The sequence below is a fragment of the Kiloniella sp. EL199 genome (assembly GCF_900313065.1).
Lineage (GTDB): Bacteria > Pseudomonadota > Alphaproteobacteria > Kiloniellales > Kiloniellaceae > Kiloniella.
In genome coordinates this window covers 786,125-806,232 of the sequence record NZ_OMPU01000010.1, presented here as the reverse complement: position 1 = coordinate 806,232, position 20,108 = coordinate 786,125, and the positions used below count along the sequence as shown (strand labels likewise).

23 protein-coding genes are annotated in these 20,108 nt (G+C 43.4%); 12 read left to right on the top strand and 11 right to left on the bottom strand.

Going from position 1 to position 20,108, the window contains the following annotated elements; all coding sequences use genetic code 11:
* Positions 1-48: 48 nt before the first annotated feature.
* Entirely contained in the window at positions 49-684 is a 636-nt protein-coding gene (locus tag D9A03_RS12340) for an AraC family transcriptional regulator (protein WP_120497476.1), read from the bottom strand.
* 376 nt (positions 685-1,060) lie between these two features.
* Between D9A03_RS12340 and dctP the strand changes: the two genes are divergently transcribed.
* Positions 1,061-2,128 carry a TRAP transporter substrate-binding protein DctP gene (gene dctP / locus D9A03_RS12335; protein WP_120497475.1) on the top strand — a complete coding sequence of 356 codons (1,068 nt, stop codon included), beginning with the start codon at positions 1,061-1,063 and terminating at the stop codon, positions 2,126-2,128.
* 331 nt (positions 2,129-2,459) lie between these two features.
* Positions 2,460-2,888, top strand: a complete 429-nt coding sequence (locus D9A03_RS12330) for a hypothetical protein (protein WP_120497474.1) — start codon at positions 2,460-2,462, stop codon at positions 2,886-2,888.
* Between the two features lie 61 nt (positions 2,889-2,949).
* Here the strand turns inward: D9A03_RS12330 and D9A03_RS12325 are convergent, their stop codons facing one another.
* Both D9A03_RS12325 and D9A03_RS12320 read right to left on the bottom strand, forming a co-directional pair.
* On the bottom strand, positions 2,950-3,582 hold the full coding sequence (locus D9A03_RS12325; RefSeq protein WP_120497473.1) for a LysE family translocator: 633 nt from the start codon (positions 3,580-3,582) through the stop codon (positions 2,950-2,952).
* Between the two features lie 214 nt (positions 3,583-3,796).
* Positions 3,797-4,216, bottom strand: a complete 420-nt coding sequence (locus D9A03_RS12320; RefSeq protein WP_120497694.1) for a VOC family protein — start codon at positions 4,214-4,216, stop codon at positions 3,797-3,799.
* Between the two features lie 117 nt (positions 4,217-4,333).
* Between D9A03_RS12320 and D9A03_RS12315 the strand changes: the two genes are divergently transcribed.
* Positions 4,334-4,627, top strand: coding sequence for a hypothetical protein (locus D9A03_RS12315; protein WP_120497472.1), 294 nt, complete (start codon positions 4,334-4,336; stop codon positions 4,625-4,627).
* A gap of 9 nt (positions 4,628-4,636) precedes the next feature.
* On the opposite strand, the gene D9A03_RS12310 is transcribed toward D9A03_RS12315, so the two are convergent.
* Positions 4,637-5,314, bottom strand: coding sequence for a YafY family protein (locus D9A03_RS12310; RefSeq protein ID WP_174233648.1), 678 nt, complete (start codon positions 5,312-5,314; stop codon positions 4,637-4,639).
* Positions 5,315-5,515: 201 nt separating this feature from the next.
* On the opposite strand from D9A03_RS12310, the gene D9A03_RS12305 reads away from it, so the two are divergent.
* Positions 5,516-6,172 (top strand): hypothetical protein, encoded by a 657-nt coding sequence (locus D9A03_RS12305; protein ID WP_162938127.1) that lies wholly within the window; start codon positions 5,516-5,518, stop codon positions 6,170-6,172.
* Between the two features lie 133 nt (positions 6,173-6,305).
* Here the strand turns inward: D9A03_RS12305 and D9A03_RS12300 are convergent, their stop codons facing one another.
* The 5 genes from D9A03_RS12300 to D9A03_RS12280 all read right to left on the bottom strand — a co-directional run bounded on the left by D9A03_RS12300 (position 6,306) and on the right by D9A03_RS12280 (position 11,786).
* The gene (locus D9A03_RS12300) at positions 6,306-7,790 is read right to left on the bottom strand and encodes a proline/glycine betaine ABC transporter permease (protein WP_120497469.1); all 1,485 of its coding nucleotides are present in this window, start codon (positions 7,788-7,790) and stop codon (positions 6,306-6,308) included.
* Entirely contained in the window at positions 7,787-8,845 is a 1,059-nt protein-coding gene (locus D9A03_RS12295; protein ID WP_254055035.1) for a glycine betaine/L-proline ABC transporter ATP-binding protein, read from the bottom strand. Before D9A03_RS12295 ends, D9A03_RS12300 begins: the two co-directional genes overlap by 4 nt.
* A gap of 72 nt (positions 8,846-8,917) precedes the next feature.
* Positions 8,918-9,880, bottom strand: coding sequence for a glycine betaine ABC transporter substrate-binding protein (locus tag D9A03_RS12290; RefSeq protein WP_120497467.1), 963 nt, complete (start codon positions 9,878-9,880; stop codon positions 8,918-8,920).
* A gap of 90 nt (positions 9,881-9,970) precedes the next feature.
* The gene (locus D9A03_RS12285; protein WP_216825458.1) at positions 9,971-10,759 is read right to left on the bottom strand and encodes an alpha/beta fold hydrolase; all 789 of its coding nucleotides are present in this window, start codon (positions 10,757-10,759) and stop codon (positions 9,971-9,973) included.
* Positions 10,760-10,775: 16 nt separating this feature from the next.
* Positions 10,776-11,786 carry a D-cysteine desulfhydrase gene (locus D9A03_RS12280; RefSeq protein ID WP_120497465.1) on the bottom strand — a complete coding sequence of 337 codons (1,011 nt, stop codon included), beginning with the start codon at positions 11,784-11,786 and terminating at the stop codon, positions 10,776-10,778.
* A 160-nt stretch (positions 11,787-11,946) separates the two neighbouring features.
* Here D9A03_RS12280 and D9A03_RS12275 point away from each other — a divergent pair, with 160 nt between their 5' ends.
* The 8 genes from D9A03_RS12275 (at position 11,947) to D9A03_RS12240 (ending at position 19,188) form a co-directional block, all read left to right on the top strand.
* Complete coding sequence (locus tag D9A03_RS12275) at positions 11,947-12,831, top strand: LysR family transcriptional regulator (RefSeq protein WP_120497464.1); 885 nt, start codon at positions 11,947-11,949, stop codon at positions 12,829-12,831.
* Between the two features lie 190 nt (positions 12,832-13,021).
* Positions 13,022-13,690: a thiopurine S-methyltransferase gene (tmpT, locus tag D9A03_RS12270; RefSeq protein WP_216825457.1), complete on the top strand. Its 669-nt coding sequence runs from the start codon at positions 13,022-13,024 to the stop codon at positions 13,688-13,690.
* Positions 13,687-13,830, top strand: a complete 144-nt coding sequence (locus D9A03_RS19770; protein WP_162938126.1) for a hypothetical protein — start codon at positions 13,687-13,689, stop codon at positions 13,828-13,830. The genes tmpT and D9A03_RS19770 overlap by 4 nt, the downstream gene beginning before the upstream one ends.
* A gap of 103 nt (positions 13,831-13,933) precedes the next feature.
* On the top strand, positions 13,934-14,785 hold the full coding sequence (locus D9A03_RS12265) for an RDD family protein (protein ID WP_120497462.1): 852 nt from the start codon (positions 13,934-13,936) through the stop codon (positions 14,783-14,785).
* 447 nt (positions 14,786-15,232) lie between these two features.
* A complete protein-coding gene (locus D9A03_RS12255; RefSeq protein WP_162938125.1) occupies positions 15,233-16,273 on the top strand; it encodes an adenylate/guanylate cyclase domain-containing protein in 1,041 nt (346 codons plus the stop codon).
* A gap of 176 nt (positions 16,274-16,449) precedes the next feature.
* Positions 16,450-17,544 (top strand): DUF2157 domain-containing protein, encoded by a 1,095-nt coding sequence (locus tag D9A03_RS12250; RefSeq protein WP_120497459.1) that lies wholly within the window; start codon positions 16,450-16,452, stop codon positions 17,542-17,544.
* Positions 17,537-18,733: a DUF4401 domain-containing protein gene (locus tag D9A03_RS12245; protein WP_120497458.1), complete on the top strand. Its 1,197-nt coding sequence runs from the start codon at positions 17,537-17,539 to the stop codon at positions 18,731-18,733. Before D9A03_RS12250 ends, D9A03_RS12245 begins: the two co-directional genes overlap by 8 nt.
* Positions 18,724-19,188: a GDYXXLXY domain-containing protein gene (locus D9A03_RS12240; protein WP_120497457.1), complete on the top strand. Its 465-nt coding sequence runs from the start codon at positions 18,724-18,726 to the stop codon at positions 19,186-19,188. The genes D9A03_RS12245 and D9A03_RS12240 overlap by 10 nt, the downstream gene beginning before the upstream one ends.
* Positions 19,189-19,310: 122 nt before the next feature.
* On the opposite strand, the gene D9A03_RS12235 is transcribed toward D9A03_RS12240, so the two are convergent.
* Both D9A03_RS12235 and D9A03_RS12230 read right to left on the bottom strand, forming a co-directional pair.
* Positions 19,311-19,712, bottom strand: a complete 402-nt coding sequence (locus D9A03_RS12235) for a DUF1353 domain-containing protein (protein WP_120497456.1) — start codon at positions 19,710-19,712, stop codon at positions 19,311-19,313.
* A complete protein-coding gene (locus D9A03_RS12230) occupies positions 19,709-20,065 on the bottom strand; it encodes a hypothetical protein (RefSeq protein WP_120497455.1) in 357 nt (118 codons plus the stop codon). The genes D9A03_RS12235 and D9A03_RS12230 overlap by 4 nt, the downstream gene beginning before the upstream one ends.
* Positions 20,066-20,108 lie beyond the last annotated feature (43 nt).

Genomic DNA, 20,108 nt, shown 5'->3' with positions numbered 1-20,108 from the left:
GAAATCAAAAATTATCTTAGACGAACTGTTAATTATCGCTAATACCTCTTACTCATACCCAACTTGAAAGATGCCTTCCTTCAATGAAATCTTTTGAAAAGCACGAGGACTTAATGAAAACCACTGTTTGAATTCCCGGGTCATATGAGCTTGGTCGGAAAAGCCGTACTCAAAGGCAAATTCGGCAAGGGAATTCGCCTGTTGTATATCACGCCCGGCTTTGCGAACCCGGGCCAGCCGATGCCAAAAAACCGGGGATTTTCCTGTCTTGTGAACAATATGTCGCTGTAAAGTCCTTGCACTTATCCCAAGTGTCAAGGCCGCATCCTGTACTGTAACGACATTAGAAGCCAAACACTGTAGAGCTTCGTCAATATTATCATCACAAGTGGTATAGTGATTGATGAGATCCAAGGTCTCCTGATCAGGAAAACGGCCATGTACAGCATTAACCAAGGTATCAATCTGAACCTCAGATCCGGCTCGCAATCGATAGCCCGTGAAATGGTCCCCTTTTTCCACAGACACAATTTGGCTGGTTTCAGCAAGGTCAGACACAAACCATACTGGTTCTTGTCCGGGTCGGGATTTGAAAATCAAGTCGCAACAACCATCAGGAATTATATAAGCTTGATCATTTTGCCCAGCAACTGACTGCCAAACTTCCAAAACACTGTTGTCCATGACGCTCAATTATTAGTTTTAGATATAAAAATTCGCAGATGTCATTGACCCAAGCATATCAATATCTTCCTCTGTTCCCAATGTTATACACATAGGAAATTCGCACACCTAATATTAAATATTATACACAGCAATTGCTATGCTAGTGTTACCAAACGATTGGACATAACAAAGTTAGCTTTGAGGGCCCGAAACCATACTGGCTTTAAACCGGGCTCGTTAATTCAAAAACAAACAACTGCTTAACATATCAAGTAGGTCGTGCCACACTGCTTTTGGCAATGGTTCCATACTGGTAGTCAGGTGTACGACCCCATCAAACCCCGGAAGAAGGGGTATGTACCCGGAATAAGGGTATGGGATAGTGGAGAACTTCATGTTTAAAAAACTTATCGCCCCGGCTCTTATTGCGGGTTCCATCTGTACAGGAACAATAGCAAATGCAGCTGAAATCACATGGCGTATGCCAGCCGCTATTTCCGAAGGATCTTTTTTCTATAAAAACTTCATGGAACGTTTTGCCGCAAATATAGAAGTCACAACTGGTGGAAAACTGGAAGTACAGCCATTTGGCGCCGGTGTTATTGTTCCAGCCTTTAAAGTATACGAAGCCGTTCAGGATGGCTTGGTTGATGCAGGACACTCCACCCCTTCATATCTTGTCAATCAGGATCCTACAAACGCCATTTTTGCCAGCTTCCCCGGCGGTATGTCAGGCGAAGCAACCCTGCACTGGGTGTATAACGGTGGTGGCGAAAAGATGCTACAGGACTTGCGTCGTGAAAAAATGGGCCTTCATTCCATTGTCGTGGGCATCGGCACATCCGAGTTTATGGCACACTCTAACAAGGAAATCAGAACAACAGCTGATCTCAAAGGCCTCAAGTACCGAACATCCGGCGCATGGGCCGTTGTGGTAGAAGAAATTTACGGCGGTGTACCAACCGTTGTACCGGGCGGTGAAATTTACACACTGCTACAAAGGAAAGGTGTTGATGCGATTGAATGGTCAACTCCTGGTGCGAACCTGAGCGAAGGTTTCCACGAAGTTGCCCCCTATATCATTATGCCTGGCGTGCATCAGCCCTCTTTCCTCTGGGAAGTCTTTGTTAAAGCGGAAACATGGGATGCTCTTTCCGATGACCTCAAAGCCCAAATTGAGGCTGCGGCAAAACTGACGACCTATGAAAGCTATGCCCATTTCGGTAACTCTGACATAAAAGCTATGGCAGAGTACAAGAAAACCAACGTTGAAATGATTACCCTCGACAATACCGTTGTTGAGGAAATGCGCGAAGCTGGTCGTAACTGGGCACGTAAAAAAGCAAAAGAACTTGCAGATGCTGGTGATACTTCCATGCAGACAATTATGGACTCATACTTTGACTATCAAAAAGCATGGGCTGCAAACTCTGAATATCTTGTTCGGGATGTTGTGAAGTAAGACATTCGTCCTTTTCACACACCTACCTGCCATCATTACTGGTCAGTTATAGAAGTATCCTAAAGGTTGAATTTATTCCTCTTTGAAACAAAAGCCTGAGCAAATTAATCCTCAGGCCTGTGTATTACGTATTTTGGGTGTGGAGGCTTCAATAAAAGAAGCCCTTTTTGATGATATACCCCAAAAAAAATCTAGCAGAATAATATCGCCAAACTTTATTTCTGTATAAAACATATTGCCTGTGCAAAAAATTACATTTACAACCAAAAATTAACACAAACAAATATCTCTCAAATAAAAAGAGACCCACATTTAATCAAGAGGCTTCAAAATGCTCGTATTGCAGATACTTGGTGGCTTGATAATCTTTGTAGGAATTTTATGGGCATTTTGGGCTTTTAACAAACATTGTGCTGAAAAATTCGAGTACCAGTTTTTCACAAAACTATCATTTGTAATTGTTGGTATTGCTGTTGTTTTAGTATTTATTGGCAATGAGTGGCGTTTAAATTCAATAGCAGAAAACGGTGATGTCTTGAATGGCATTGTTCTTATGATTGTTGGAGCCTGTATTGGCTTCTTTTTGATCATCAAAAACTTCAGGGCGACAAATTTTCTTTATGGATTTGGTGGCAGCATTATGCAGCTTTCTGCATTCAGTGTCTTGGCATACTTCGGTGTAATCGTTCTTGTACTGGGTATAGCGTTAAGCATTATTGCCAATATGGGTGCCCAAAGGATCTATGTGATAAATCAATAACATCCGTACGACTTCAAAATAATCATCTTAAGAAAAATCATCGTACGTTAAAAGTGTAGCTTCAGCTTTTCCGGGTAAAAGCCAGGGCAACTCCGGTGACAATTAGTAAAAGGCCCGTAATTTTATTTCTGATGGCTGCGCGTCGTGCCCCCAGAAGATAAGGACGCAACCTGCCCGCCAGAAAGGCATAGGTCATATCCAAAACAGCGGCAACAACGAGGAAGGTGACACTCAAAACAAAAAGCTGGCCCGGCGCTGACAGGGTCGGATCCATGAACTGAGGAAAAAAAGCGGCGTAAAATATAATGGTTTTCGGATTTGTAATTGCAACAACTACACCCTGTAGAAACAATGACTTACCCGGTTTTGTTATTTCTTGATCTTCCAATCCCTGCCCCTTGCTGCGCCAGGACTTAACACCGAGATAAACAAGATATATCGCCCCTGCGAGCCTGAGAACATCAAACCAGTTTGATAATGCCGTCAAAACCCACGCCATCCCCAAACCACCGATCAGGAACAAAACCACATTCCCTAAAACAGTTCCCATAACATTTGCAATACCTGCACGTGTTCCCTGGCTTAGACTATTTGCAATAACCAGGGTAACAATTGGCCCTGGAATAATTGCCAGGACAGCAGTAGCCACAACAAAAGCCAGCCACAAATTCAAATTAATCGCGATATCAAACATATCTTCACTCTTTCTCTCTTAAATGATCATACCAAAGCAAAGAACCGAAAGAGAAAAGAAGTCAAGCATCTCAAGCCCAGAAACAGTCCTGAACTGCAAATTCTTGCTATCAATGCCACCCCTCCATACGTAACAAGTCTCTTATCCAGGTTATAAAAGAAGGATACGCTTTTGAAAAATCAGGCCGTTCAATTTTAATAAGGGTGGCTTTTATTTACCAGCTTCCGATATTTTCCATAGATGCCCAGGGCTCCTGAACAGGTAGAGATCCATCTGCATGCAAAAGTTCAACAGAAATTCCATCAGGGGATTTGATAAAAGCCATACGTCCGTCGCGTGGGGGGCGATTGATTGTCACGCCCTGATCCATAAGCTTTTGACAGAATTCATAGATATTATCGACAGCATAGGCCAGATGGCCAAAATTACGATCCCCGGAGAGTTCTTCAGGGTCATAATTATAGGTCAATTCCAGCTCCGCTTCCGGTTGCCCCGGTGCAGCCAGCATAACAATGGTAAAACGCCCTTCCGGATTATCAAAACGTCGGGTTTCGACAAGGCCCAGTTTGTTGCAATAGAAATCCATCGAAGCATCAAGGTCAGAGACCCGTACCATGGTGTGTAAATATTTCATCCCTGTTTCTTTCGTTTCTAAAGGTAATTCCTTGAAAATAGTATTAGATAAAAGGACTTTAGCAATGATAATATTTACACAAAATTTTGACTTTCCACCCACACTCCAAACGAGATTATGAAAAATATTCAAATAATCGAGCCAGCACAAAATTGTACCTATGATATCTTTTCTATTGATGATGAAAGCTTCAATTTGATTTTTCCGAATAACCAAGACATTGAATTCAATGATGATCTTTTTCAGCGCCTAAGTGAAACTGTGGCATTGGATTTATCGAATTTGTTATGGAAAAACAGGGTCAGTAAGAAGGATGTTCAAGGAATTGATGGAACACTATTCTATGACATGCCTGAAAAGAAACAGTTCTATCCAACGGAAAAAGACAATGAGGCAATTCGTTCTTTCTAACAGGATAAATCATAACCTCTTGAGGTAATCACGGAATTCCTTCCCCGCTTCTCTGCGAAATTTCTCCCCAGTTCGCTGGACACTTTGCAAACGGTCGATACGAAAAGATCGGAAATCATCACTTTTTTCACACCACGACGTCAACAGCCATACCTTGTCAAAGGCTGTAAGGCCAAGGGGGCGAATAATACGTTCACTCGACTGGCCTTTTAAGTCCAGATAATGGATCTCTAGCAACGCCCGATCACGCACTGCTGTTCTTACCGGACTGAGAAAATCAATTGTTTCTTCCTCGGATTTTGGTTGAACTGAATAGGCCAGCAAAGGCGCATCATAATAGCTGTCTCCCATGTCTTCCGGCAGCACAGCAGATATTTTCGCAGATGCCCGTGTTGCAGCATCTGCCAGCGGCTTGTCCCCGCGTGCTGCCACCAAACGCATCCCGATAATAATAGCCTCCAGCTCATCCGCATCAAAATGCAGAGGGGGCAGAAAATATCCCTTTTCTATCTGATAGCCAATGCCTCCTTCGCCGCGCACAGGTGCACCCATAGACTGCAACGTCACCATGTCGCGATAGATCGTCCGCAACGAAACGCCGAGTTCTTCGGCAAGACTTTCCGCCGAGACAGGCTGTCGCCTTGCCCGCAAACGGTCGAGGATGGAGAAGAGTCTTTGAACGCGCATCATTTTTCCAAGCTAGAGAAACTACCCTGACATAAATTGTCAGGGGTATCCAGTATAACTCTCTTCACAAGCCCATGTGACTAATTCCAGAACCAGATCTCTGGAAGCACCTAAATCTGGATGAGCACATGGCAACAATCAAATCAGGCAATTAAGCCTCTAATGTATAAAACTGATATTGATAGAAATGGAAGAACAGGCATGTTTCAAAAGGACCCTGGCCCCCTCAAAACAATGGGCTTCGCCCGCTATGAAAAACGTGATGGCGTCGAAACCGCTGATATTATCGAAGCAGCACTTAACTGGCGGCAAGATTTTCTATCCACCCAGGAAGGCATCGCCATGCATTGTTTTCTCGGGAATGACAAAGGCCATTTTGCTGATGCCATTATGGCAAGTGACCATCAATCTTTTATGACGATGTGTGAAAATCATCCCAATGCCAGGAGTTCCCAAGAGTTCATGGCGTTACTAAAGCCAGATAGCATTCGCCTGACCGCCAATGCCATCCTCAAGGAAAGTGTGACCGTCCCGACAGATTTTTCCTGTATTGAGTTTGGTACCTTTAGCCCGAAATCACCAGAACAGTTTGATGACCAAGAGCAGTTTGATGAGGCAACAATGCTGGAAATATCCGATCGGATAGAGCAAAAGTATTTGAACAAGTTTACCGAACCGCGCGCCCACTTCATGGGCAAGATTGATGACACGACATATTCAGAAATCGCCTTTGTCGATAACCTCGGCATGGCACGAAGAATTTGTAACGGCTATGTCCAGGATGACACCTGTCTCGAACTTCTGGATATCTTCGATCCGGAAAGCGTAGATCTGGACTTTTGGTTCAAACTGGCCTGACCACAAGTTAGTATTGATAACGCCCCGAATTAACCTTGAAGACAGGGAGCAAGGTTATTCGGGGCGTTTCTATAATCTTTCGCAACACCATACTCGATACCAGTGTTTGATATAGCGCCACCTTAACGAAAGATTATTCACGCTTGCCCTGGACGACACGATCAAGGATCATCGCACAGAAAAGAATAGCAAAACCAGCCAAAATACCCTGTCCAACAGATGCATATTGAAGTGCTTCAAGCACATCTTCTCCGAGCCCTTTTGCACCGATCAGCGATGCAACCACAACCATTGCCAGACTTAACATAATTGTCTGGTTTACTCCGGCAAGGATAGAAGGTGCAGCCAATGGCAAATCAACTTTGGTCAGCAAATACCATTTCGTTGCTCCATAGGCGATAGCAGCTTCGCGAATAGTCTCTGGAACGCCTCGCAGTCCCAACACTGTCAATCGAACAACCGGTGTGCCCCCAAAAATCATTGTGGTAACAACAGCCGCTGGTTTACCTGTTCCAAAGAATGCAATCACTGGAATCATGAAAACAAAAGCAGGCATTGTTTGCATGAAATCCATTACAGGCCGGATCACAGCATAAACTCTGGGTCGACGAGCACAGAACAATCCAATTGGAATACCAATTACAATAGAAATACAAGCCGCAGTACCCAGCAACGCCAAGGTGGTCATTGCTTTTTCCCAAAAACCGAGGAATCCCATGTAGGCTAGGAATCCTGCAACATAAATAGCAGCACTGGATCCTGCAGAAAGCCATGTGAGCAAAAGAATGAAACTCGCAATCACAATCCAGGGCGTATCAACAAACAATACTTCCAATCCATCCAGAACGGCACGGATACCGAACGTGATAATATCAAAGAACCATTGCCCGGACAGGATAATAAAATCAAAAAACTGTTCGACTTTACTAATTGCATCAAGTCTAATTTGTGGATCTGTCGGGAATTTTGAAAACCACCCCGTAATCTCGGGAAAACTATAGTGGATAACACTAATAGAAAAAACCACACTAACAAAAACAATACTAATACATGTCCGAAAAGGATTTAACCCAGATGCAATTGTACTGTCAGATAACCAGTCAGAAAAACGGCGCTCAAGGGCTGAATTAGCAATCACACCTTGGGCAACTTTAATCAAAACCAACACAACTAACCCTAAAAGCGCAATCCAGATTGCACTTGCTTCGGCTAATGCTGCTTCCGCCTGAATATCACTGATAGCCTTTTCCAGTGAATCAATATTTCGTTGAAAAACATCAACATTATCAGCTTGTTTTTTAATTGCAGCTTCCAACTGTTGACGGCGAAAATTCAGCGTTCCCTCTATCTGCGCAATTCGGCTATTAGCCTCAGCACCAAGATCCCCGAACAAACCACGCCCAAGTTGAATCAACGCAAAGGTTTCTACGATGATGAAAGTAAGTGCCCAACTCCATAAACCCCTCATGCCAAACCAGATTGGCCCCAATAGAGCAGCCATCAAGTTAAAGGTCCAAGAGAACCCTGATTTGGCACCAATTTTTTCGAAATTTTCTTTATAATATTTTGTGTTTGTTACAACGAATTCGGATAGCAGCGTTTCATTATTACTGGTCATGACGTTTCCGTTCCTTCAATCACTGTACGTAGCAAATCTGCGCGTGTAACAACTCCAATTCGTTTTCCTGCCTGATCAACAATTGCAGCAGGTTTTTCCGTCTCAATAGCAGCTTCGATCAAGACGCCAAGATCAGCACCTTCAGAAAATTCTTGTGCATTTTCGCTAAGGCTTCCATTTTTACCTTCATAATCAGAAAGCGATTGCATAACTGCGTGCGCCCGCACGACTTTCAATCTTGAAATACCCGCCACAAAGTCCGAAACATAATCATCCACAGGATTCATAACAATATCCTCTGGCGTTCCGATCTGAATAACCATGCCATCACGCATAATTGCGATACGATCACCGATACGAACAGCTTCATCCAGATCATGCGTGATGAATACTGTTGTTTTGTTCATCTGGGCTGCCAGTTTCATGAACTCGTCTTGCAACTGACGCCTGATAAGAGGGTCAAGTGCAGAAAAAGGTTCATCCATCAACAGAATTTCAGGATCTGCCGCAAGTGCACGCGCTAACCCAACACGCTGTTGCATACCCCCGGAAAGTTCATGGGCAAATTTATTCCCCCACGGCGTCAAGTCCACCATGTCGATGGCTTTCATTGCCGTTTCCATACGCTGGTTCTTATTTACGCCCCTTATTTCCAAGGGCAGAGCCACATTATCAAGAACAGATCGGTGCGGCATAAGAGCAAAATTCTGAAACACCATTGCGATATGTTCATTTCGATATTGTCGCAAAGTGTCTGAATCCATGGCCATAATATTCTGACCATTCACATTGATAGAGCCCGCTGTTGGTTCCAAGAGCCGATTTATATGACGTACTAACGTGGATTTTCCCGATCCGGACAATCCCATGATACAAAAAATTTCGCCGGGGCGTATATCCATTGTGGCATTAGCAACACCAACGACACAGTTATACTTCTCCAAAACTTGTTTTTTACTGATATTATTGGCCTCAACATCAGCCAGAGCTTCTTTTTCCCGCGCTCCAAAAATTTTCCATACGCCAGAAATTTCGATTGCATTTGATTGTGGCACCGCATCCCCCATCAATTTATTATAGTGTCATGTTGCCCACCAACATGACACTATATACGTCAACCAAAGGGATTACAGACCCAACCAGCTATCAACACGCTCGGAGTTTTCAGCAACCCAGGTTTTGACGACGTCTGCAGGATCGTCACCGCCTTCAATCTGATAAGCAAATTCGGATACCATCTCAGCATCAAGCTGCATGTTCTGCAACAATTCAGCAATCGCAGGAGAACGTTCAATCAAAGATTTAGAATAGGCAATTTGCACTTTTTTGAGAGCATCAGCAGTCATTACTTTGGACTTGTTAAACCAGTCAGGATCATCAGACGGCTGAATAGCAATGTACTTGGCAGGATCATATTCTGGCTCTGATAATGGAACAATATCAAACTGGTACCAGATTGCATGAGGTGCATAACAATAAAACGCATACCCAATGCCCTTACGGACACTATCACCAACAGTTGCCGTCATAACCGCTTGATCTGCACGAATTGGTTCCATAAAGGGCATTAAGCCATAATCGCGAACCTTTACTTCATTCACGTTAGCAGAAGCCCAGCCAGGAGCACCAATCCAGATTTCACCCTTGCCATTCCCATCACTATCCATCAAAGAAGCTATTTCCGGGCGGGCCAAATCAAAAATTGATGTTACATTATTTTTTTCCGAAAACTCTTTGGAAACACAAAAACTCTGCCGGCCTTCATATGGTTTTTGGGACAAGGCAACAGTGCCTGCACCATCTACATACTTCTTTGTAAAGCTTTCCTGGTTAGGCAACCAAACATCTGGATGGACATCAATATCACCTTTACCTTGATCCATCGCCTGAAAGATGCTCGCATTATTACCGGGCACCAGTTCGGCCTCACCGCCAATCCTAGTCTCGACAACTTCAGCAATCAAATGTGCAATTGCCTGGGCACCAGTCCATGCCGGCGCCCCAATTTTCACCTTCTCGCTAGCTGATGCTATTGATGAAGACGCAAGTAACGTTGCAGCAAACGCAGCTCCTAGAATTTTGTGTTTCATTTCATACTCCACAGTTCGTTATGATCTCAAGCACCGGAATCCTTTGATCATTTATAGTTGATTCTATGAGGCAACCCAGCACCTCGACTTTCATTTTCTCTCCGGTAAAAACTTCCTTAGAATAGAATTAAAAAGTTCGGGATTCTCCATGTGCGCGTTATGCCCGCAATCAGGCATAACTGCCAAACTACTCTTTCTTATCCCTGTCCAAAGTGATTCAGGCTGTGCCCAATCATAAGATTGATCTCGGTCACCCCATAGAACCAGGGTTTTTTGGTCAATAGATGACATTGCATCACGACCATCCCATGTTTCCATTGCCTTCAGCCCAGCCAAAGCCGTTTCAGTAGTGACATTATCGTTCAGCAATGCACATTCCTTATAACGCAGTGCATGCTCTCCATTTATGAACCATGTCGACGCGATACGTTCCGCAGTGGCCTTTACTCCGTCATTTCGTAATCGTTTGCGAGATTGGTCCAGCGTTTCAAATCGATTGGGCATCATTCCCAAAGGGCCGGTACCATAGCAAATCAAATGATCCACTCTGTCCGGAGCCATCTTCGTTATGTGCTGGGCAATCATTCCTCCCATTGAATGACCAACCAAATGGAACTTTTGCACATCAATTTTGGTAAGAAATTTTAATATCTGGTTTGCATATCCATCAATACTGGAACTTGCTTCTTTTGCATAGCTTGCTCCATACCCCGGAAGCTCGGGTGCAATAACATCAAAATCCTGCCTAAAGGCCTGAACCTGATCCTCCCAAGCTTTTGCACCACCAAGATAGCCATGAACAAAAACCAGCGGATCACCGCTACCTGCCCTTAAATGGACAAGCAGGTTGTCATCTGTTTTACTTTTGACATCAAGCACGGTTTCGCCCTCGCGCCTAAGCTGCTTTTTGACCTGAAAACAAGTGTTGATAGGCAAACAGGGATGCTGAACCACCAGTATGAATAAAGACAACATTTTCGCCTTTTTTCAAAACACCCTGACGTATCAAGCCAATCAAACCAGCCATACCTTTACCGGAATAAACAGGGTCCAGAAAAATCCCCTCTTCTTGTGCAACCAACGAAATTGCTTCAACCATGCTATCTGTTGGCTGACCGTAGCCTGATCCAACATAATCGTCATAAGCCTCGACCATATCAGTTTTCAGTTCTGTTTTGACGCCAATAAGTTCTGCTGTAGCGGCGGCCAGTTTGTGGACGTTGGCAATCTGGGCATCGCGTTTTGCACGCACAGAAATACCGATGACATCAATAGGCGCACTCATTGCGTGAAGACCGGCCAGAATTCCGGCTTGCGTCCCTGCACTGCCTGTTGCATGGACAATCTTGTCGATTTTTAAATTAGTGCTATCAGCTTGATAAATCAGCTCTTCAATCGCGTTCGCATACCCCAGTGCACCAATTGTATTTGAGCCACCACCAGGTATAAAATACGGTTTTTTCCCCTTCTCGCGTAAACTTTCAGCTAATGCCTGAGCCTCTGCATTCATATCAACGCCATTAGGGCGAAAATCATATTCACACTTAAGAATATCGTCTAACAGGACATTACCCGCAGCTTCATAGCCATCACCCATATTTTCAACACGACGTTCCAAAAGGGCATGGCATTCCATTCCAACAACTCTTGCTGCTGCTGCAGTTTGTCGAACATGGTTAGATTGTGTCGCACCCTGTGTCACTAGTGTATCTGCACCTTTAGCAACTGCATCAGCAACAAGAAATTCCAGCTTGCGCGTTTTATTGCCACCAGTCGCCAAACCAGTACAATCATCTCTCTTGATGTAAATATTGGGTCCACCTAGTGCCCGCGTCAGATTTTCGAGTTTTTCAAGTGGCGTAGGAAAATGACCAAGTTTAATCCGGGGAAAACGAGCAAGATGCATTACAATACTACCGTTCTATTTTCATGTTGAAGTAATTAAGAAATCCTACAAATCATAAAACGATGTCCTGAAAAATCTCCAATTCAAAGATTTCATTGAATTATTCCATTATTGCATAACTCAATGATTTCAATTATTTTGAATACTGGGAAGGTACAAAATGGACATAAATTGGTTAAGAGATTTTGTTTGTCTGGGGCGCACACTTAACTTTACTCGCGCAGCAGATGAAAGAAATATAACCCAATCAGCATTCAGCAGACGTATAAAATCCCTGGAAAGCTGGATTGGCGTGCCTTTAGTTGATCGTGCAAACTTTCCTATTCGTCTCTCATATGCCGGGGAACAATTTTTACCTGTCGCAAAAGAAGCAATAGCCCGTCTTAGTGAAGCGAGACAATCCATTCGGGATCAAGATCAAGGGAACAGTAAGTTTGTACGCTTTGCTGTTCTGCATACAATCTCTGTGCACTATCTGGCTCCTCGTATCGAAGAATTGGAGCAATCCATTCGGGATCTTCGTATCCGAGTTATCTCAGACAGTCTAAGTACATGCTGTCAGCTTCTTGATGAAGCAGCATGCGAATTTCTGCTTTGTTATCGGCATGCTGAAGTAAATCCGGTATTAGATGAAACAAACTTTGCCAGAAAAGATATCCTTATTGATCAGTTGATGCCAGTTGCCAGAAAAGATACATCTTTAGAAAATCAATGGGCCTTACCTGGTCACCATAAAAAAAACATTCCATATCTAGCATACGAAAGCAGCTCTTTTTTAGGAGAAGTTGTCGAACACATTATAGGTAATAAATCAACCCATCTGGATATACGATATATGGATGGCTTAGTAGAAGCATTAAAACGCCGCTTGATAACCGGAGGGGGTATCGCCTGGATGCCCTATTCTGCAATTAAAGCTGAATTAGAAAACGGCACGTTGACTTCGGTTGGAGACGAGAAATGGGAAACGCCTCTCATACTATCGCTCTATTGCGCACCAGATAAAATAGACACAATTGCAAAAGAAGTATGGAAACAATTCTGAAGCCAGTATTTTAATATGCGTGAAAGTGTCCGCACTCAATTAGGTAACACTACAGACAATCATTCCCTTCAAATATAAAAACCCTATAAAATATTTTAATCGCTTTCGACTTTACCAGCCGAGACAACTGATTATTTAAACAATCAATTCAGTTTTCACTTGACCTCAAGTTGACTTGAAGCATTAAAAATTGCCTGTACTCAACAACTGGTCGGTAGATACAATGGAAGAAGATTTTTGGCATAACAGATGGCAAACCAATCAAATCGGGTTTCATGAACCAAAACCCAACCCAAGATTGATTAACCATTTTCACGAACTTGATCTAAAAGACAACAGCCGCATTTTTGTTCCATTGTGTGGCAAAACACTTGATATTCAGTGGCTATTATCCAAAGGACATCAGGTCGTTGGTGTAGAATTAAGCGGTCTTGCAATCACCCAGCTTTTCGACAGTTTAAGTCTGGAGCCCGAAGTAACACAATTGGGTGAGTTAAAACATTATCATGCAAAAAACATTGACATCCTTGTCGGTAATTTTTTCGACCTGACAAGATCAATTCTTGGACAAGTTGATGCGATATACGACAGAGCAGCTCTTGTCGCCCTGCCAGAAGACATGCGGCAGAAATACACAAAGCATCTGATAACAATTACCAATAAGGCACCACATCTATTATTAACCTATAGCTATGATCAAAGCCTGACCAATGGACCACCTTTTTCCGTTGATCAGGATATGGTTCAAACCTACTATAGCGCCCATTATTCTATAAAGCTTCTTGGCTCGGAACCTGTTCCAAACGGGTTACGCGGTCAATTTCCGTCAACACAGAGTGTGTGGATATTAAAAACATGATTGCCCGTATCTGGACCGCCCGTTTTGACCTTGCAAAATCTGATACCCTGACAGCCTATGCAGACAAAAAGTCACTGCCTTCTCTGAGCAACCTAGAAGGAAGCTGCGGGGTTCTCTTTCTCACCCGCGAAGATGAATGACAAACCATTACTTTTGACATAGCGAAGCTGACTATCTGGCCATGGAAGCTGATCCAGCATAAATATCAAACGTCGTCACCCTTCTCTCAAAATCAGGTAACTTATGGAATCATGGTACTACTGGGTAGATAATCAGGAATTCGGCCCTGTAACAAAGCTGGAACTTTACAAACTTTTCAAGGCAAATGTTATTGCTGGCTATAGCTTTGTGCGCCTCCAAGACAGCGATACATGGCTTTTCTATAAAGAACTCAAAATTCTCAGAAGTGATTTCACTTGGGAACAAATAAATGAGGAACAGACAAGCGGGGAAGAATTAAACGAAGAAGAGTTTAACCAGACGATCCCATCTGTAACAGCATCAAAAGACATCAGCGATGCCAACACAGACAATGTTTGGAACGATTTCGCCCCTCATCCCTGGAGAAGGTATTTTGCCCGCTGGATTGATATCTCAATCTATGCAAATTTGGTACTTTTCCCTGTTTTCTCTCACCTAACCCCAAGTCAGCTATATAGTGTAACCGCTCAACTGACCCTCGCAGAGTTCTGGGGTCTGTTACTTTTGCTACAGACACTCCTTCTAAGCATAACCGCTCTTTTCAACATTTTCTGTTTTAGAATCTTTGCAACAACCCCAGGTAAATTTATATTTGGCATAAAGATATTAACCAAGGATCATACCTCTCTAAATTTCAAAGAAGCCATAAGTAGAGAATTTCATGTACTCGTGAAGGGCTTTGCGTTTGGCATTCCCGTAATATCACTCATCACACAAATTTACGGATATCTGGACTTGACCATGGACAAATGTACGTCTTGGGATGATCGGCTTAAGACCGTAGTTGTTCAAAGAAATAATAGCGACAAACAGATCCTTTTTTGTTTTATAGGCATGGCACTGTACTTATATCTGACAAAGGCTATTTATATACCATATATCGCTTGGCTCTAAACCCTTGAGCAGGCGACAACAATCGCTGTCTTGTGCTCATCGTCATCCCACGGGGTCAAAAATCGTCCCACAGAAATCAAAAATCTCGCGAGAAACTTCGAATTGAAAGGTTTCTGTCTGCACTTCATTGCGATGATATACAGACTCCCAGCGGGTCTCTTTACCCACTCATCAACAGAAAAAATAATTGCGTTTCCCCGTTTGGCCAACTGCGCCACAGGAGCACTTTTGTGTGCCCCGATGTTCCTGACAATCAAATAAACACACGTCAATATTAAGCAGCTATTCTCTTGTAGGCTAAGTTCGTCAAATAAGACTCAGGCCTTGAATATTTTAACTACTTACATTCTGGTGACGATAGAGCATGCTATGATGCTACAATCCAGATAATCTCAATTAAGATCGAATGCTTTCTGTCTCAAATAATTTCTATCAGGGGAAATACGTTTGTCTCATTTAACTGCATCCAGGATACGCTTATTTCTCACCCTCGTTTTTCTGTCGGTTCTTGTTGGTTTTGTAGAAACACACGATCATTACACGCTCCATGAGCCACCCAAGAACAGCTTTGCCATAACTTTCATCCGGGGTGGGTCAACCTGGCTTTTCGGTAGCTGCCTGCTATGGGCTTTCGAGGTATTTTTTGTGCCCAGCCAATACGGCGTCTTCTTAAGGAAGATGTCCATTCTGTCTGCAATTTCCATTAAATCTCTTGTTGTTGTCTGCATTGTTATGCTCACGGCGATCCTTGGCGGTTATACCTTTGAAGGCAGGTTTAATCTGGAATTTTTTACTGAGGCACATTACATCAGAATTCTCATAATTGTCGGTATACTCGTTATCGTTCTGCAAACAACAACACAGGTCATACGGATTATCGGCGCACGCGCCCTGGTTAACATCTTGCTCGGAAAATACAGACAACCCGTTCAGGAAAACAGAATCTTTATGTTTCTGGATATTGTTGGGTCAACCACGCTGGCCGAAAGGCTTGGTGATTTGGGTGTTCAACACATGATCAATGAATTCTTTTTTGACATCACGGAACCTATTCTGGAACACGGCGGCGAAATTCACCGCTATATTGGCGATCAGGTTATCGTTACTTGGCCTCTAAGTGCCGGCGCAGCAAATATAAGAGTTATTCAATGCTGCTTTGCGATCAACCGCCTCATAAATGTCAAAGCCCCGAAATATGAGAAAAAATTTGGTTTTACTCCCAGTTTTCGTATCGGACTTCATGGTGGTCCTGTCGTCATTGGTCATTGTGGGGATCAGAAACAGGAGATTTCATACTTTGGCGACACAATCAACACGGCAGCGCGTATTGAACAACAATGTAAAACCCTTGATTGTCCGCTGATCATTTCTTCAGAACTTTTAAATCGTATCACTCTGCCTAAAGATTATATCGCCCAACATCTGTCCACTGTACAGCTAAGAGGACGACAGGAAGAAACAGAACTCTTTACCATCAAGGCAACTTAACCACATCAACAATATTCGTGTTCTATCAAGAACCAGATACAGCAACAAACACATGAGAAATCATGATTTCATTCTGATACACATGATACAAAATCCCAATTGACCTCGCATAAACAACCACAGATGATAAAGATCTAAGCATCCAGATCTCAGTCAGATAATCATGTTGGAAAGCAATGAGTACGACAGATCAAACTGAAAACTCTCCGCGATCATTGGATCGAATTCCGGCAAACCGAGCCTTGGTCGATCGTCTTTACAGCCATGGAAAAATCAATAAAAATGCAAGGGATGTGGCCCTGCAACAACTCATACCTCATACACAGTGGGGCATCTGGGCGGCACGGTTACTTCTGGGGTTTGGTGTCTGCTTGATCCTGTCCGGCGTGATTTACTTCTTTGCCTTTAACTGGGCCAAGCTGTTACCAGCTCACAAACTCGGTGGTATTCAGTTTGCGATCATAGCCAGTATTATCAGTGCCTGTGTCTGTAACCTGAGCCGTCTTTCCGGCCAGCTTTCACTGATATCAGCCAGTGTTTTTGTCGGGGTTTTCCTGGCCGTTTTTGGGCAAATTTATCAGACAGGGGCCGATGCCTATCAACTTTTCATGGTCTGGTCCCTGTTGATACTTGGTTGGACCATCTTGTCCAACTTTGCAGCCCATTGGGTTCTCTGGCTCGTGATCTTTAATGTCTTTTTAGGCCTTTGGTGGGATCAGGTTGCCATTGCCCGATCATTTGTAGGACGGGACTGGACACTTCTAATCTTGCCTCTTCTTGCACTTATCAACGGCCTAGCCCTTTGTACACGCGAAATATTATCCCGAAAACCTTCTTGCCATTGGCTGACCCCCAAATGGACGCGCTGGATTATTCTTGTTCCAATCCTGATCGCTCTGAATATTCCTATTGTCCTGTTAATCGTCGATATTGATCAGGCTTATGATGGCGTGTTCATTGGCTCTTTCATCGGGGCTCTTGGGCATATCAGCCTATATCTTTATTATCGCAAGATTGTAAAAGATATCTGGTCATTAGCAGCTATCACCGTTTCATCATTAGTCATCGTTGAAACACTTGCCATGAAAATTCTCTACGAAGCCCTCAGGGACGAAGATGAACTCGGTCTCTTGCTCATGGGTATTGTCACGATCGCCATTATAACCGGCTTTACCATGTATCTCCGGAACCTTACCCGCACTCTGCAAGAAGAAAATAAAGCACGGGAAAACACGAAACCAAAAGAAAATACGGGGGCCACAAATGTCTGATCCGGATACAATGCCTCAACAGGATACATCACAATCCCCAAACCGGATGACCGCGGCAGAGCTTGTTGAACACTTAGCAGACAAGAGCCTGATCCCCGACCGTGACGATGTAAACAGTTTCATTCTGGACCAAGACCAGGCACCGGATATTCCTATCTATCTCAAGATTTTATCTGGTATCGGGGCCTTTATCGCCTGCATATGCTTTATCGGATTTTTGATCCTTATTGAGATTATCAATTTCAACAATGCAGCAGGTGCATTGGTCACCAGTATTATCTTTATCGCAAGCGCGATCGGACTTTATACTCTCACTGCTGATGATAGCACGATGGGTAAAAACTTTTTCCTACAAATTTCCTTTGCCTTGATGGGAACAGGTAAATTCCTTTTTATTTTCGCAACAGTAGAATGGTTCGGTGAAAGCCTGCTTGCTATTGCCCTGTCTTCCTTCCTGATAACCGCCCTGACCTATCCATTTTACCGTTTGCATGTTGAACGGTTTATGTCTTCTTGCGGCGTACTTATCGTTCTCCTCTTGAATATCCTTTGGGAAGATGAACTCGGACTACCAATTGACATCGCCTTTAACCTTTTCCTATTGCTCCAACTTGTATCTGCCGGTTTTCTACTCATCTATCCCAAAGTTCCGGCTCTTTTTCAGCCGCTATCACAAGCATTAATCGTTAGCCTGGCAATCTCGGTCCTCTTTTTATCATCTCATAACGAATTTGATTATCTGGACAGCCCACTCTTTATCTCTCCCTTCATCAGTAACATCATGTTTGCCACCAGCTTGGTACTGTTAATTATCTGGGCTGCTGGCGGGAAAGAGTACATAAAACGCGAACCTGTTATAGTCGGGATCATCGGTAGCATCTTTCTGGCAATCCTCTCTGCCCCGGGTATTCTCTTGTCGCTTGGCCTGATGGTTTTTGGTTACGCTCGCCACGACAGGCTCTTCACCTTACTCGGCTTCCTTCTCTTGCCCATTTTTCTTTGGCTTTATTATTACAATCTCGACATTACCCTGCTCGAGAAGTCAATTGTTCTGGTCGCCAGCGGTGGCGTCATGGTTGCTGGAAAATTCTATCTGAAATTCAGGGGGTGGGATAGAACAAGACCACAGATTCCGGACGAAGATGTAAGGGCTGGAGATACAGCAAAAGGAGAGACAACATGCGCCTGAAAATCATGATTGGCCTGACAGTTCTTGTTCTGCTTGTCCTGAATTATAGTATCTACCAAAAGGAAGAGATCATCCAAAACGGCGAAACTGTTCTGTTGGAATTGGCCCCGGTTGACCCGCGCTCCCTTATCCAGGGCGATTATATGCGCCTGCGTTATGCAATAGAGAATGATGCCGCAAACGTGACATCACCGAATGTCAAAAGTGGCTATATGGTGATCAGTATCAACCCGCAACAGATTGCAAGCTTTGTCAGGTTTGATGACGAAACCCCGCTGACAGATAACGAGAAGCGCCTCTACTATCACAGAACCTATAGCAGGGTCAGAATTGTGCCGAACTCATTTTTCTTTCAGGAAGGGCATGCAGACCGATATCAAAATGCCCGTTATGGCGTCTTCAAGTTTGATGACAACGGCAACCACATTCTTACTGATCTGGTTGATGGGCCATAGGACAAACCTGCTAACGCCAGAGATGTGTAAGGAAATATTTTATAACCACAATATAAAAGAGGTTCTGTTCAATTATGAAACTGGAACAAAACCTCTGTAATAAAACCAATTATTGTACTTTATCACTTAGTGTGTTTTGGCTGATAGCTTGAAAAACCAAACCATTTAACTGCCCAATAAATCAGTGTCCGTCGTAACCGACTAACCCCGGCTTGCTCCATACCAATTCGGAACAACAAATCAGCCGCAGATTTATTCAACCATTTCATAGATGCATCACGATAACACCAGTCATGAGCAATAGCGGGCAAGTTCTGTCCACCAATTTGAGGGATAAGCACCTGAAATAGCCTGGGGATAGAAGCAAGGTCCGTTTCAAAACCTGCAGATATAACAAATTCACGGCGCTCGTTATCCTTACCAACAAATGAAACTGAAATAGGTTCATTTAATACCCATACATTTTTGGTCGATATCCATGTCAAGCTTGGATCAATGGTAGAGTATGTAACAAAATAAATCATAGTCCACCTTCTAAAGCCGCAATTACTGTATTAATTATTCCGGGGAATGCATCAGTGACATCTTCAGAAATCTCGGCCTCAAGAATTGCTCTAGCTTTTTGGCCTTCGAAGGCTTTCACTTCTTTTGCCGAATAACTTGCAATGCCCGTGTTCAAATCAACATCAAAAGCAACATTGGCTTTTTCTTTACCGTCGATAATTCGGGCGCTTTCTATTTGACCATTATCATCGAATTTGATGTTCCAGTCTGCTACACCAGAATGCCCCTGTTTTGAAACTCCCGGAATTGAACCTGTGCAGGCTGACAGTAACAAGACGATCATAAAAACAAGAATTAGAAATATGTTTTTCATTATAAAGTTACTCACTTTTCATAATGATGGTGTGAAATTACAG

Bases quoted from the DNA above. Each gene is read 5' to 3' on its own strand.
- D9A03_RS12340 (WP_120497476.1), bottom strand. From the start codon at position 684: ATGGACAACAGTGTTTTGGAAGTTTGGCAGTCAGTTGCTGGGCAAAAT.
- dctP (WP_120497475.1), top strand. From the start codon at position 1,061: ATGTTTAAAAAACTTATCGCCCCGGCTCTTATTGCGGGTTCCATCTGT.
- D9A03_RS12330 (WP_120497474.1), top strand. From the start codon at position 2,460: ATGCTCGTATTGCAGATACTTGGTGGCTTGATAATCTTTGTAGGAATT.
- D9A03_RS12325 (WP_120497473.1), bottom strand. From the start codon at position 3,582: ATGTTTGATATCGCGATTAATTTGAATTTGTGGCTGGCTTTTGTTGTG.
- D9A03_RS12320 (WP_120497694.1), bottom strand. From the start codon at position 4,216: ATGAAATATTTACACACCATGGTACGGGTCTCTGACCTTGATGCTTCG.
- D9A03_RS12315 (WP_120497472.1), top strand. From the start codon at position 4,334: ATGAAAAATATTCAAATAATCGAGCCAGCACAAAATTGTACCTATGAT.
- D9A03_RS12310 (WP_174233648.1), bottom strand. From the start codon at position 5,314: ATGCGCGTTCAAAGACTCTTCTCCATCCTCGACCGTTTGCGGGCAAGG.
- D9A03_RS12305 (WP_162938127.1), top strand. From the start codon at position 5,516: ATGTTTCAAAAGGACCCTGGCCCCCTCAAAACAATGGGCTTCGCCCGC.
- D9A03_RS12300 (WP_120497469.1), bottom strand. From the start codon at position 7,790: ATGACCAGTAATAATGAAACGCTGCTATCCGAATTCGTTGTAACAAAC.
- D9A03_RS12290 (WP_120497467.1), bottom strand. From the start codon at position 9,880: ATGAAACACAAAATTCTAGGAGCTGCGTTTGCTGCAACGTTACTTGCG.
- D9A03_RS12280 (WP_120497465.1), bottom strand. From the start codon at position 11,786: ATGCATCTTGCTCGTTTTCCCCGGATTAAACTTGGTCATTTTCCTACG.
- D9A03_RS12275 (WP_120497464.1), top strand. From the start codon at position 11,947: ATGGACATAAATTGGTTAAGAGATTTTGTTTGTCTGGGGCGCACACTT.
- D9A03_RS19770 (WP_162938126.1), top strand. From the start codon at position 13,687: ATGATTGCCCGTATCTGGACCGCCCGTTTTGACCTTGCAAAATCTGAT.
- D9A03_RS12265 (WP_120497462.1), top strand. From the start codon at position 13,934: ATGGAATCATGGTACTACTGGGTAGATAATCAGGAATTCGGCCCTGTA.
- D9A03_RS12250 (WP_120497459.1), top strand. From the start codon at position 16,450: ATGAGTACGACAGATCAAACTGAAAACTCTCCGCGATCATTGGATCGA.
- D9A03_RS12245 (WP_120497458.1), top strand. From the start codon at position 17,537: ATGTCTGATCCGGATACAATGCCTCAACAGGATACATCACAATCCCCA.
- D9A03_RS12240 (WP_120497457.1), top strand. From the start codon at position 18,724: ATGCGCCTGAAAATCATGATTGGCCTGACAGTTCTTGTTCTGCTTGTC.
- D9A03_RS12235 (WP_120497456.1), bottom strand. From the start codon at position 19,712: ATGATTTATTTTGTTACATACTCTACCATTGATCCAAGCTTGACATGG.
- D9A03_RS12230 (WP_120497455.1), bottom strand. From the start codon at position 20,065: ATGAAAAACATATTTCTAATTCTTGTTTTTATGATCGTCTTGTTACTG.